This is a genomic window from Hydrogenophaga crassostreae (assembly GCF_001761385.1).
Lineage (GTDB): Bacteria > Pseudomonadota > Gammaproteobacteria > Burkholderiales > Burkholderiaceae_C > Hydrogenophaga > Hydrogenophaga crassostreae.
Map to the genome: position 1 here is coordinate 655663 of NZ_CP017476.1, position 13750 is coordinate 669412.

A 13750-nucleotide genomic window follows, 5' to 3' on the forward strand; every position below is an offset into this window, starting at 1 on the left:
CACCCAGAGGCCACAGGCTGGGGTCAGCCTGTGGCTTTTTAACTCCTGCGGAGAACAGCAGTGAATCCCGTCATGAATTCAATCAGACAGGCAGCCATCGATTGGCGCCTGATTTTGATGTGCACCGTATTGGCTGTGACCGCCGTGGTGTTCAACGTGCTATCCGGTGGCTTGTTTCTGAAACCTGAGAACCTGTACAACATCGCACAGCAAACAGCGGTGGTGGGCATCGTGGCCACGGTGGTCGTGCTGATCATTGTGGCGCGCCACATCGATTTGTCGGTCGGCTCGGTGATGGGTTTTGTCGGTGTCTTGATCGCCACGCTGATGTACACCGCCGGCTGGCACTGGGTCGAGGCCTCGCTGATGGGGCTGGCCGTGGCGGTTGTCGTGTCGGTGTACCAGGGGGCTTTGACCGCGATGTTGGGCGTGCCCTCTTTCGTGGTCACTTTGGGCGGCTTGATGTCTTTTCGAGGTGCCGCCTTTCTGGTGGCCGATGGCAAAACCCAGCCGGTGAACGATGAGTTCTTCCAGCGCCTGGGCGGCGGTTACGACGGGGCCATCGGTGCCAACGCCAGCTGGGCGCTGGCCGCGGTGTTGGTGGTGGCGCTGCTGTTGCAGATGTGGGCGCGTCGCCGGGCCAAGGCTTCTTATGACGTGCCGAACAATCCGCTGTGGCTGGATGGTGCCCTGGTCCTGGTGCCGGTGTGCCTGGTGCTGGGCTTCGTGGCCACGATGAACGCTTACCAAATCCCCAGCAAGGACACGCCGCAAGGCATTCCGATCCCGGTCCTGATCTGGGGCGCCGTGGCCGTGATCTTGTCTTTTATCGTGCACCGCACCCGCTTTGGCCGCTACATCTTCGCCATGGGCGGCAACCCTGAGGCCGCTGCACTGGTGGGCATTCCGGTGCGCCGGGTGACCTTGATGCTGTTCGCGTTGTTGGGTGTGCTCATCACCATCGCCGCCATGGTGTCCATTGCGCGGTTGAACGCGGGCACCAATTCCCTGGGCACCGGCATGGAGCTGTATGTGATCGCCGCAGCGGTCATCGGCGGCACGGCTTTGTCGGGCGGCAGCGGGTCCATCGTGGGCTCGGTGTTGGGCGCCTTGATCATGCAGAGCATCGACAGCGGCATGCTGCTGATCGACGTCTCGATCGGTATGCGCTATGTCGTGATTGGGCAGGTTTTGATTGTGGCGGTGGTGTTCGATGTGATCTACCGCCGCCTGACAGGAGACACGGTATGAACGCCGCGGCGAACGCCTCGCAGGCGCTGGTTGAAATGCGCCATATCGGCAAATCGTTTGGCGGCGTTCAGGCGGTGAACGATGTGAGCTTGAGCCTCTACGCGGGTGAAGTGGTGGCCTTGCTGGGCCACAACGGCGCGGGCAAATCGACGCTGATGAAGATGCTTGCCGGGGCTTATCCGATCGACAGCGGTGAGGTGAAGATCTCAGGCAAGGCGGTGCAACTGCGCAGCCCGGTTGATGCCCAGCGCAGCGGTATCGAATCGATCTACCAGACGCTGGCCCTGGCCGACAACCTGGACGCCGTGGCCAACCTGTTTCTCGGGCGCGAATTGCTGACTCGCTGGAACACGCTGGACGACCACCGCATGGACGCCGACGCGCGCAAAGTCTTCCACCGCCTGAACAAAAACTTCAAGAACGTGCGCACCCCGGTGCGCCGCTTGTCGGGCGGGCAACGCCAGGTGGTGGCGATCTCGCGGGCGATCTATTTCAACGCCAGGATCTTGATCATGGACGAGCCGACTGCGGCGCTTGGCCCCGAAGAAACGGCGATGGTGGGCAACCTCGTGCGACAGCTCAAGGCCGATGGTGTGGGCATCTTTCTGATCACCCACGACATGCACGATGTGTTCGCCTTGAGTGACCGCTTGGCGGTGATGAAAAACGGTACGCTGGTGGGCAGCTACCGAACCGGCGATGTCACGGAAGACGAGGTTCTGGGCATGATCATCGCGGGCAAACAACCCGAGGGAAAGACCCAGGCCACGCGCCTGTGAACCGCCCGACAACGCTTCCAATGCACCCATGAAAACCATCGGCGATCAACAACTGGTCAAGCGCATCAACCGCAGCGTGTTGCTGCGTTTGCTGCGCAAACAAAGCGGGCTTTCCCGGGCGCGGCTGGCGCAGGAAAGCGGGCTCACCAAATCCACGGTGAGCCTGCTGGTGCGCGAGCTGATCGAAGAAGGCTGGCTGAGCGAAGCCGAGTCCACCGCTGCGCCCGGGCTGGGCCGCCCATCGACCCCGGTTCAGATCGATGGCACACGGCGCGCCGTGCTGGGCGTGGAAATCGCGGTGGAAGCGGTCCGGGTGGTGGCGGTTTCGCTGACCGGCGAAGTGTGGACTTCCATCGAAGAACCCCTGGCGGACAAGCAACCGGCTAGGGTCTGCCGCCAGACGGCCAAACTGGTGGCGCGCCTGGCCAAAGACATGGCGCGGCGCCAGGTGCAGCTGTCGGGCGTGGGCGTGGGTCTGCCGGGCGCGTTTGACGAGGCGACCGGCCAGGTGAGCTTTGCGCCCAACCTGGGCTGGCGGCGGGTCGACTTTGTGCCTTTGATGGCGAGCGCCCTGGAGAAAGCCGGGGTGCCGTCGGTGCCCTTGCACGTGCAAAACGAAGCCGACACGGCGGCCCTGAGCGAATACGAATTTTCCGGCGAAGACGTCAAAGACTCCTTGATCTTTGTGACCTGTGGCGTGGGTGTGGGCGCGGGCATTTTGCTCAACGACCGCTTGTTCACCGGCGCCCAAGGCATGGCCGGCGAAATCGGCCACAGCATTTTGCAGATCGATGGCCCCCGGTGCTCTTGCGGACGCAACGGTTGCGTCGAGACCTTCATCGGTGCAGGCGCCTTGGCTCAGATGGCCGACCCCGCCAAGGGCGGCAAATACCTGGGCGTGGTGCTGCAAAACCTCTGGACCACCTTCAATCCCAGCGCGCTGGTGGTGGGCGGCCCTTCTTGCGAACAACACCCGGACATCGTCGCCGTGGCCAAAACGGCCTTGGAGGCCTACGCCGCCAGCGCTGGCATGGAGGCTCCGGCAGTGCGCTCGGCGCGCTACGGCTTGCTGGCTTCGGCCGTGGGTGCCGCGGCCCTGGTGCTGTACCACGAGCTGCGGCCCATGCACGCGCCGGCTGGCACAGCCAACGGCCCTTTGACTGAACCCCGCGCCTCGGCGCACATCACGGCATGAACAGCATGTTCTTAGGTATCGACGTCGGCACATCTGAGGTCAAGGTTCTGCTTCTGGCCAGCGACCACCAGGTGGTGGCGGTGGCGGGCAGCGCGCTCTCCGTTTCGCGCCCGCATCCCGGCCACAGCGAACAGGCGCCGCAAGACTGGTGGGCGGCTGCGCGCAAAGCGCTGGGGCAACTGCGCTTGTCGCACCCCGCCGAGATGGCGGCCGTGCAGGGCATTGGCCTGTCGGGCCAGATGCACGGGGCGGTGCTTCTGGACGCGAACGATCAAGTTTTACGACCTGCCATCCTGTGGAACGACACACGTTGTGCCGCCGAGTGCAGCGAGATGATGGCCGAAATGCCCGAGCTGGCCGACCTCGGCGGCAGTCTGGCGATGCCTGGGTTCACCGCGCCCAAGCTGCGCTGGGTCGCCAGACATGAGCCCGCCATTTTTAAGCAGGTGGCCAAGGTGCTGCTGCCCAAAGACCATGTGCGCCTGATGTTGACCGGCGAGCATGTGACCGACATGTCGGACGCCAGCGGCACGCTGTGGCTGGATGTGCGCCAGCGCCAGTGGTCCGATGCGCTGCTGGCCTTGACCGGCATGACGCGCGACCAGATGCCGCGGCTGGTGGAGGGCAGCGAGCCCGGTGGTCGTCTGTTGCCCGAGGTCGCGGCCGAACTGGGGCTGCCCGCGGGCATCGTCGTGGCCGGTGGCGCCGGGGACAACGCGTCGAGCGCGGTGGGCATGGGCGCGGTGCAACCCGGGCAGGGCTTTCTGTCGCTGGGCACCAGCGGCGTGCTGTTCGTGGTCACGCCCAGCTACCAGCCCAATGCCGCCAGCGCCACCCATGCTTTTTGCCATGCGTTGCCAGGCCAATGGCACCAGATGAGCGTGATGCTGTCGGCCGCGAGTGCCTTGCAGTGGGTCGCCGATTTGCTGGGCGCGGCGAACGCCGGTGAAGTGGCCGACAAAGCCGCCGCATTGGGCCTGCAAGACCGGGCCGCTTCACCCCTCTTCTTGCCTTACCTCGGCGGCGAGCGCACGCCGCACAACAGCGCCAACCTGCGCGGCAGCTTCCATGGCTTGAGCTTTGACACCGATGCGGCCCGCTTGGGCTACTCGGTGATCGAAGGCGTGAGCTTCGGCCTGCGCGACGGGCTGGCCGCCTTGAACGCAGCGGGCAGCGAGGTCACCCGGTTGTCGCTGGTGGGCGGCGGCGCGCGCAGTGCGTTTTGGGCGCAGCTGCTGGCCAGTGCTTTGAACATCGAAATCGTGACCCATGCGGACTCCACGGTGGGCGGTGCCCTGGGTGCGGCGCGCCTGGCCTGGCTGGCCACCGGTGCGTCATTGAGCGCGGTGTGCGTGCCGCCCGCGGTGGTGGCGAGCTACCAACCCCTTCCAGACGAGCAAGCGCTGTTGGCACCGCGCCATGCCCGATTTCACCACCTGTACCGGGCCGACTGAGCGGCCTGCTGACCTGTTTTTACCGAGACCACTTCCATGACAACCTACTTCTCCGAGATCAACCCCGTTGCCTTCGAAGGCAAAGATTCCCTCAACCCGCTGGCCTTCAAGTGGTACGACAAAAACCGTGTGGTGCTGGGCAAGTCGATGGCGGAGCACCTGCGGTTTGCCGCCTGCTATTGGCACAGCTTCTGCTGGAACGGCTCCGACCCCTTTGGGGGCGACAGCTTTCTGCGTCCGTGGCAACTGATGGCCGATCCCATGGCCGGTGCCAAGGCCAAGGCCGATGCGGCGTTCGAGTTTTTCGCCAAACTGGGCGCGCCCTATTACTGCTTCCACGACCGCGATGTGGCGCCCGAAGGCAGCACCCCGCGCGAGAGCGTCAATTTCTTTCACGAGATGGTGGATGTGCTCGGCGACAAGCAGGTCGAGACCGGCATGAAGCTGCTCTGGGGCACCGCCAATCTGTTCAGCCACCGCCGTTTCATGTCGGGCGCTTCCACCAACCCCAGCCCCGAGATTTTCGGTCTGGCCGCTTTGCAGGTGAGAGAAGCCATGGACGCCACCCTCAAGCTGGGCGGTGAAAACTACGTGCTCTGGGGCGGCCGAGAAGGCTATGAGACCCTGCTCAACACCCGCATGGGACAAGAGCTGGACCAGATGGGGCGCTTTCTCAACATGGTGGTGGAATACAAGCACAAGATCGGCTTCAAGGGCACCATCCTGATCGAACCCAAGCCGCGCGAACCCACCAAGCACCAATACGATTTCGACACCGCCACGGTCTATGGTTTCCTCAGCCGCTACGGTCTGGAGAAAGAAATCAAGGTCAACATCGAGGCCAACCACGCCACGCTGTCGGGCCACAGCTTCGAGCACGAAGTGGCCACGGCTCTGGACCTCGGCGTGTTCGGCTCCATCGACATGAACCGCGGCGACATGCAATGCGGCTGGGACACCGACCAGTTTCCCAACAACGTGGCCGAGTCGGCTTTGGTGCTGTATCTGATTCTGAAAGGCGGCGGGTTCACCACCGGCGGGCTGAACTTCGATTCGAAAGTGCGCCGCCAGTCCATCGACCCCGCCGATCTGTTCCACGGCCACGTCGGGGGCATGGACGTCTCCGCGCGGGCCTTGCTGGTCGCTGAAAAGATGATCAACGACGACCGCCTGGGCCAACATGTGGACGCGCGCTATGCGGGCTGGGCCACGCCCGCCGGGCAAGAGATCCTGACGGGCCAGCTGAGCCTGGGCCAGCTGGCCGATCAGGTGTTGAACCGCAACCAGGACACCTTGCCGGTCTCCGGCCGCCAGGAGTATCTGGAGAACCTGGTGAACAGCTACCTTTGAGTTTTCAGCTGCCCGGTTTAGGCCGGGCAATGGTTGAAAATGCCCGCAGCGTTACCACTGGAGATGTGATGAAACCCGTTGTCTGGGGTGTGTTGAGCACCGCCAAAATCGGCATGGAGAAGGTGTTGCCGGCGATGTTGAGCAGCCCGTTGGTGGAGCTGCGCGCCATCGCTTCGCGCTCGACGCCGTCTGCGCAGGCAGCGGCCAAGACCCTCGGCATTCCGGTGGCCTATGGCTCCTATGAAGCTTTGTTGGCCGATCCCGAGATCGAGGCGATTTACAACCCCTTGCCCAACCATTTGCACGTGCCCCTGACGTTGCAGGCGGCCGCGGCGGGCAAACATGTCTTGTGCGAAAAACCGGTGGCCATGACGGCCGCCGAGGCCATGACCCTGCGCGAAGCGGCGACGCAGGTGCACATCGAAGAAGCCTTCATGGTGCGTCACCATCCACAATGGCAGCGGGTTCGGGAATGGTTGCGTGCGGGCCGCATCGGCACCCCTCGCACGGTACAGACCTTTTTCTCTTACTTCAACGACGATCCGGGCAATATCCGCAACATGCCGGGCATCGGCGGCGGCGCCCTGTACGACATCGGGTGTTACGCCGTGCTCAGCGCCCGCCATGTGTTCGAGGCTGAGCCGCAGCGCGCTGTGTCGCTGATCGACCGCGATCCGGTGCTGGGCACCGACCGGACCAGCAGCGCGCTGCTTGATTTTGGCGGCGGCCGCCAGGCCACCTTCACCGTGTCGACCCAAAGCTGCAAGTTCCAGCGGGTGCAAATCGTGGGCACGCAAGGGCGGATTGAAATTGCCATTCCGTTCAACGCGCCGCAGGGCGGAGCCATGCGCATTTCGCTCGACGATGGCGGTGCCGTGGATGGCAGTCAAATCGCACACGAAACCCTGCCCCAGGCTGACCAGTACCGGCTGCAAGCCGAAGCCTTTTCACGCAAGGTGCGCGAGCAGGCCCAACCGACCACTGAGTCACTGGACGATGCCATTGCGCAAGCGCGGGTGATAGACGCTCTGTGGCAATCCGAACGCAGCAACCGCTGGGAGCCAGTCGCATAAGGGCGCTTTTGGGATCGAGAGAACAGACCAAAGAAAAAGCCCCGCGAGGTTCCTCGCGGGGCTTTTTCTTTGGTGTTCGTCAGAAAGCGAAAACGCCATCCGACGCAGCATGAGGTGCCAGGCCAAGGCGCAAGGGCGCAGACAGTGGCATCGCCACGGCAAGCCCTTGCAACGCCGGCATGGCGCCTCAGGCAAGGAGCAATTACATGCCCATGCCGCCCATGCCGCCCATGCCACCCATGTCACCGCCACCCATGGATGGTGCGTCGTCCTTTGGAGACTCGGCAATCATGCACTCGGTGGTCAGCATCAGGCTGGACACGGAGGCTGCGTTTTGCAGCGCGGTGCGGGTCACTTTCGTTGGGTCCAGGATACCCATTTCGATCATGTCGCCGTAGGTGTCGTTGGCTGCGTTGAAGCCGTGGTTGCCCTTGCCGGCCATGATCGCGTTCACGACCACCGATGGCTCGCCACCGGCGTTGGCCACGATTTCGCGCAGAGGTGCTTCGATGGCTTTCAACACCAGCTTGATACCGGCGTCCTGGTCAGGGTTGTCGCCTTTGATGACACCAGCCGCTTGACGGGCGCGCAGCAAAGCCACGCCACCACCAGCAACAATGCCTTCTTCCACAGCAGCGCGGGTCGCGTGCAGCGCGTCTTCAACGCGGGCTTTCTTTTCCTTCATCTCGACTTCGGTGGCCGCGCCAACCTTGATCACGGCAACACCGCCGGCCAACTTGGCCACGCGCTCTTGCAGCTTCTCGCGGTCGTAGTCGCTGGTGGCTTCTTCGATCTGGATGCGCACTTGCTTGACGCGGGCTTCGATGTCGTCGGTGGAACCGGCGCCGTCGATGATGGTCGTGTTTTCCTTGCCCACTTCGATGCTCTTGGCGGAACCGAGGTCGGCCAAGGTCACTTTTTCCAGCGTCAGGCCCACTTCTTCAGCGATCACTTTGCCGCCAGTCAGGATGGCGATGTCTTCCAGCATGGCTTTGCGGCGGTCGCCGAAGCCAGGGGCCTTCACAGCCACAACCTTCAAGATGCCACGGATGGTGTTCACCACCAGAGTTGCCAGGGCTTCGCCATCGACATCTTCAGCAATGATCAGCAGTGGACGGCCAGCTTTGGCGACTTGCTCCAATACGGGCAGCAGGTCACGGATGTTGGACACCTTCTTGTCGTACAGGAGGACGAAGGGGTTTTCCAGGATCGCGGCTTGCTTTTCCGGGTTGTTGATGAAGTAGGGGCTCAGGTAGCCACGGTCAAACTGCATGCCCTCGACCACGTCGAGTTCGTTTTGCAGCGACTTGCCGTCTTCCACGGTGATCACGCCTTCTTTGCCCACTTTGTCCATCGCATTGGCGATGATCTCGCCGATGGATGCATCGCTGTTGGCAGAGATGGAGCCGACCTGGGCAATTTCCTTGCTGGTCGTGGTGGCCTTGGAGGCCTTCTTCAGCTCGACGATCAGGGCTTCAACAGCCTTGTCGATACCGCGCTTCAGGTCCATCGGGTTCATGCCGGCGGCCACATACTTCATGCCTTCGCGAACGATGGCTTGTGCCAGCACGGTTGCCGTGGTGGTGCCGTCGCCAGCGTTGTCAGAGGTCTTGGAAGCAACTTCCTTGACCATCTGGGCGCCCATGTTCTGGAGCTTGTCCTTGAGTTCGATTTCCTTGGCCACGGACACACCGTCCTTGGTCACGGTAGGGGCGCCGAACGAGCGCTCAAGCACCACGTTGCGACCCTTGGGGCCCAGGGTCACTTTGACCGCATTGGCCAGAATGTTCACGCCTTCGACCATGCGTGCGCGGGCTTCGCCGCCGAAAACTACGTCTTTTGCTGCCATGTTGAATACTCCTAAGATTTAAACGGTTGCCGAAACAGGTGGTCGCGCGCGAAGCGCGCCAACACACCGGTTGTGCAAATTACTTGCCTTCAACGACTGCGAACAGGTCGTCTTCTTTCATGACCAACAGCTCATCGCCGGCCACTTTGACGGTCTGGCCGCTGTACTTGCCAAACAGAACGCGGTCACCGACCTTGACGTTCATGGGCAACAGGTCGCCTTTGTCGTTTTTCTTGCCTGGACCAACGGCCAGGACTTCGCCCTGGTCTGGCTTCTCGGCAGCAGCGTCAGGGATGAAGATGCCAGAGGCGGTTTTGGTTTCGCTGTCAATACGCTTGACGATCACGCGATCGGCGAGTGGACGAAGGTTCATTGTTTCTCCTGAGATAGAACAGTGGATAAAGAAAAGCTCACTCACGGCGGCGAAGCGACTCTGATGGGCCGTTTCAGCGCCTGATGATCGAAGTGGGGATGGTGTTAGCACTCATCCCCAACGAGTGCTAATGATAAGGGCGTCCCGCCAGATTTCAAGAGCAGGAGGCCATTTATCCCGCCCGAGGGACGAAATCGGGCTGATAAAGGGGTCCGGCCTCGCCTCAGAAATGGGCTAGGTAGCCGCCATCCACCACCAAAGTCTGGCCAGTCACATAGCTGGCGGCCCGGCTGGCCAGAAAAACCGCAGCGCCAGCGATTTCTTCGGGTTGGCCCCAGCGGCCGAGCGAGGTGCGCTGCTGCAGCCAGGCCTGGGTTTGCGGGTCATCGACCATGGCGGCGTTGGCTTCGGTGGCGAAATAGCCGGGCGCGATGGCGTTGACGTTGATGCCATGGGGGCCGAGTTCGGCAGCCAGCGCGCGGGTCATGGCGGCCAGGCCACCTTTGGCTGTTGTGTAGGCTGCGTCACCAGCGCGGGCGATGGGCCCGGCGATGGAGGTGATGTTGATGATGCGCCCTCCGCCTTGAGCGCGCATGGGCGTGGCAACCTCGCGGCAGAGCGTCCAGGCAGACACCAGGTTGGTCTCCAGCATCGAGCGCAACGCATCGGCCGGCAGGCCATCCAGAGTTTGCCTTCGGCGTTGGCCCACGTTGTTGATGAGGATGTCGAAACGCTGGTCGGTTTGCAGGATGTGGGCGATGGCCCGCTGGGTCGCGGTTTCGTCGGCCACATCGAATGGCAGAGCCAGAGCCTGCCCGCCGAGCGCTGCTTGCGTGCGGTTGCAGAGGGAGGTAGCCGCTTCTAGCGCCAGCGGGTCGCGCCCGTTGAGCCAGACCCGGGCACCTTGATCTACCAGAGCTTTCGCCATCTCGAGCCCCAGCCCGCGGCTGGCGCCGGTCACCAGTGCCGTCTGCCCTTGCAGGCTGAACAGGTTTTGGGGTGTGGCTTTTTGGGAATTCACGTTTCAATTATGGCCCGCGACCATCCGAGGCATTGGCATGGCTGGGCGCAACGCAGAAATGGCTTCCGTCCAACACGGTCTGACCTGCACACGGCTGTGCCGATGCGCTTGTTCTTGGATGGAAAAAAGCGCGAGGGCCTCTGCAGGCGCCTCGCGCAGTCTGGTTTTGCAATGGAATCGACCAGAAAGGCCCACGTTGAATACCGTCGATGACAGGTCCTGTGGGCCCTTTTTTCAAGACACCTTCACGGCATCAAGGAGCGAGCACATTGCCGCTGACAAACTCAACCTGGGTCTCGTCCGTGGTGAGCACCTTCTGGTTCCAGACCGAGTAGAAACGGCTGCCGTCCGGGTTGGTGACGTTTTGCGACTCATAAGCTGACTCTTGATCGCCCCAGTACACACCTTGCACGGCAGAGAGTTTGACCACGGGGGCAAAGCTCGCGGCCGAGTCCCGGCTCACCGTGATGAATTCGCCGAGATCCTGTCCACCCGCCGGATCGTAAGGTGACACGTTGGTCTGGGTCCCCCAGGCCAGGTACACCACGTTGGCGTTCTGGCAGTCGGCCGGGTTGGTCGTGCTGGCGTCTGCCGGATTCCCGGTCGGGCATGAGGTCTGGTTGCTCTTGGGGGTACCGAAGATACGTGGCTCGCGAACATTGATGCCCTTGTTCGTGATGTTGGTGACGTTCTTGGGATTGTCCCAGCCCGTGGTCATGTTGAATCGACGGATCCAGAAGTTGTAGTTGTCCAAGCCTGCCCAGAGTTTCACCAGGTCGCCGGTGTAGTTGTAGCCGATCCACATGTCTTCGCCACGCAACACACCACGGTGGGCCAGCGCGTTTTCGGTGTAGTTCAGCTCGGTGTTGTCGGTCAGGTTGGCCACGGTCGCCGTGGGCGCCTTGCTGCTGATGTTGTCGCCTTTGGTGCTGGTCAAGCCGATCGCGGTCGCATAGTCCGACGTGGCACAGTTGGCGTCCACGGCGGGCAGCAAGTTGGCGGGTTGCAGCCCACCCATGCCCCGTCGCACACGGATGTCCGACGGACCACCTTTGTCATACGAGCCTTCTTTCCAGAAGATGCCGATCTGGATGCCACCCGTGCCGGCATCGGTCGGGCTTTGCGTCAGAAAGCGAACACGCCTGGCATTCTTGGAGGGGTCGCTGATGATGCAACCGGCTTTGCCAGCGGCTGTGGCCGGGACGGTGGCATACGGAAACGCGTGGTATCGGACGAACTTGCCATCGTCCAGGCCGTTGGAGCCCTTGGTCTCTTCGTACGCGACGATGGTTGTGGAGCCCACCATGCCGATGTTGGGGCGTGCCGCTCCGGTCTGACCTTTTTCGATCGAGCTTTCAGGTACGTTGGTGCCAGAGCCGTCGTAGATGTAGTTCACCGAACCGTTGATCCCGTACTGGTTTGTCCAGTTGTCAGTCAGGCGTTGGCTGGGTCGCAGGTTGTAGTAGGTCGTGTTGTATTCGGCGCCAGGTGCCGGTGCCGGTGTCTGGGTCAGGTCGACGGTGGCGTAGCTGTACCAGACATCGGTGCCGCCATTGACGTTGGCGCCGGAGGCGCCATCGCCCGGACCATCGGCCTCGCCCAGTGCCAAGCCTTGCGGGTCTTCCTGCCATGAATAGACGATCTGGCCCTTGTTGTAGCTGGCGCTGCTGGTGTCGGTGCTGATGCTGCCGCTGCTGGCATCCTGGATCGCATCACGCTCACCGGAGCTCAACTGTTTGGCCGGACTCCAACTGGTGCCTTTGGTGGTCGAATAAGACGTCCAGGCGCACGAGAATGGAATCACGCGGTCATTGCGTTCCAGGTACCTGACGGCGCGTTGCACCGGGAGTTCGATCGCTGCGGTCGAGGGATCTCCGTCTGGGCAGTACTTGCTGACCCAGGTCAGCGTGATGATCGGGCCGGTGGTCTTGATGTTGGCCTTGTCGATGTCGCCTGGATAGGTGCCGGGATTGCCCAGCGTGCCACGCCAGTCAAAGGAGCCCGTGCTCTGCATCAGCGCAGATTTGGACACGTTGATGGGCGCAGACCAGTCCGCAAAGAGGTTGCAGGTTTTGGTGGCTGATGGCTTGCAGGTTTTCACAAAAATGTCTCGAGCCGGCCTTTCGTTTTGGCCCTTGACGTCGTACACCATGCCAGCCCCATCGGGCGCATCGCCATAAGCCACGACCAAGGTACCGTCACCTTGACGCTGGATTTTGGGCTTGTCGCCCAGGATGCCATTGTTCAGTTTGATGGGCGTCTCGACGAAGACTTCGTTGGGTGCCGCAATCGGGGTGTGGAACGCCACGCCCTCGAACGCGAAGATGGCCGAATAGTTGGCCACGATCGCCTCTTTTTCCGCTTCCGAGCCTGTCCAGAGGTATGAGCCGTTCAGGATGTTCCTGAAGCGGTAAACCGGACTGAAGCCCGATCCCGCTGAGCTACTTGAATACCAGGCGGCGCCGTCCAACGTGAAAGTGGCCGACAAGTTGTCGACGATGGCCTGCTTTTCGGTCGGGCTGATGGTGTAGATATACGAACCAGTGGCATTGTTTCGGAACCGGTAGACAGGCGAAAGTCCCCAGTTGGATTCCGAGGATCCGTGCATGGCCGTACCTTCGCGAATCCAGGTGGGCTGCTGGCTGGTAATGGTGGCAATTTCAGCAGGACTCGCGGTGTAGAAGTAGCCGCTTGGGGTGCGAAAGCGGACCACAGGCCTGTACAGCGGTGTGGTTCCAAGTTTTTGCCCCAGGACCTTGCGGGTTGCATTGGCCATCCAGTCGGAGACTTCCTCGGCGAGCTTGGCGACCGACATTTCCTCGTCTGCGGTATAGGAGAGAACCGCTGGGTTTTGCTCCAGTTCCAGCGCAGCCTGGGCCTCTTGTTCTTTCGGCAGCTGACCGTTGGGGAATTGCGCTGCCAGGCCTTCCAGGATGCTGGCCACAGGCGCTTGCTCAGATGAGGGTGAGGGTGAGGTGGTCTCTTCGATGGCAAACCGGCTCAGGGGTGCATCGTCTTGTTGGCCGCCGCCGCACGCGGTCAACGCCGCCAAGGCAACGCAACTCAAGAGCATTCTGGTGGGGTAATGCCGTGTTTGGACCCGCGGATTTTTGAGAACTCTCATCGATATCTCCTTGCTTGTTGAAACTGTAAGAAAGTGCATAGGCTCGGAACCCAAGGCATACGGCTGAAAAGCGCCCAACTTCTCAGTCATCGCCTCTTGTCGTTGTGTGACTTTTCTAACGACCTGTTTTCACTGTGACATTCTCAAAACATAGTGTGTTGATCAAAATCAATGCTGTACCCAGCAGGGTATATAAAGAGCCAATTCGACATCCTTTGAGTGGTGCCACTTTGTTTTCTTCACAGACCGCCGGGAACCGTGTGCGACCTCGTTTTGACGGT

General features: G+C 61.8%; 10 protein-coding genes. 6 read left to right on the forward strand and 4 right to left on the reverse strand.

Annotation, left to right across the window (positions count from 1 at the left end; genetic code table 11):
• Window positions 1-72 precede the first annotated feature (72 nt).
• The 6 genes from LPB072_RS03150 (at window position 73) to LPB072_RS03175 (ending at window position 7102) form a co-directional block, all read left to right on the forward strand.
• Entirely contained in the window at window positions 73-1251 is a 1179-nt protein-coding gene (locus LPB072_RS03150; protein ID WP_066091486.1) for a sugar ABC transporter permease, read from the forward strand.
• Complete coding sequence (locus LPB072_RS03155; protein ID WP_066091488.1) at window positions 1248-2030, forward strand: ATP-binding cassette domain-containing protein; 783 nt, start codon at window positions 1248-1250, stop codon at window positions 2028-2030. The genes LPB072_RS03150 and LPB072_RS03155 overlap by 4 nt, the downstream gene beginning before the upstream one ends.
• A gap of 28 nt (window positions 2031-2058) precedes the next feature.
• A complete protein-coding gene (locus LPB072_RS03160; protein WP_066091491.1) occupies window positions 2059-3225 on the forward strand; it encodes an ROK family transcriptional regulator in 1167 nt (388 codons plus the stop codon).
• A 5-nt stretch (window positions 3226-3230) separates the two neighbouring features.
• Window positions 3231-4679, forward strand: coding sequence for a xylulokinase (gene xylB / locus LPB072_RS03165; protein ID WP_066092521.1), 1449 nt, complete (start codon window positions 3231-3233; stop codon window positions 4677-4679).
• Window positions 4680-4715: 36 nt separating this feature from the next.
• A complete protein-coding gene (xylA, locus tag LPB072_RS03170) occupies window positions 4716-6029 on the forward strand; it encodes a xylose isomerase (RefSeq protein WP_066091494.1) in 1314 nt (437 codons plus the stop codon).
• A gap of 68 nt (window positions 6030-6097) precedes the next feature.
• Window positions 6098-7102 carry a Gfo/Idh/MocA family protein gene (locus tag LPB072_RS03175; protein WP_066092524.1) on the forward strand — a complete coding sequence of 335 codons (1005 nt, stop codon included), beginning with the start codon at window positions 6098-6100 and terminating at the stop codon, window positions 7100-7102.
• A 202-nt stretch (window positions 7103-7304) separates the two neighbouring features.
• On the opposite strand, the gene groL is transcribed toward LPB072_RS03175, so the two are convergent.
• The 4 genes from groL to LPB072_RS03195 form a co-directional block, all read right to left on the reverse strand.
• Entirely contained in the window at window positions 7305-8951 is a 1647-nt protein-coding gene (gene groL, locus LPB072_RS03180; RefSeq protein ID WP_066091496.1) for a chaperonin GroEL, read from the reverse strand.
• Window positions 8952-9030: 79 nt separating this feature from the next.
• A complete protein-coding gene (locus LPB072_RS03185; RefSeq protein WP_066091498.1) occupies window positions 9031-9324 on the reverse strand; it encodes a co-chaperone GroES in 294 nt (97 codons plus the stop codon).
• Between the two features lie 223 nt (window positions 9325-9547).
• A complete protein-coding gene (locus tag LPB072_RS03190; RefSeq protein WP_066091501.1) occupies window positions 9548-10345 on the reverse strand; it encodes an SDR family oxidoreductase in 798 nt (265 codons plus the stop codon).
• A 253-nt stretch (window positions 10346-10598) separates the two neighbouring features.
• Window positions 10599-13469: a choice-of-anchor O protein gene (locus tag LPB072_RS03195; RefSeq protein ID WP_157559224.1), complete on the reverse strand. Its 2871-nt coding sequence runs from the start codon at window positions 13467-13469 to the stop codon at window positions 10599-10601.
• Window positions 13470-13750 lie beyond the last annotated feature (281 nt).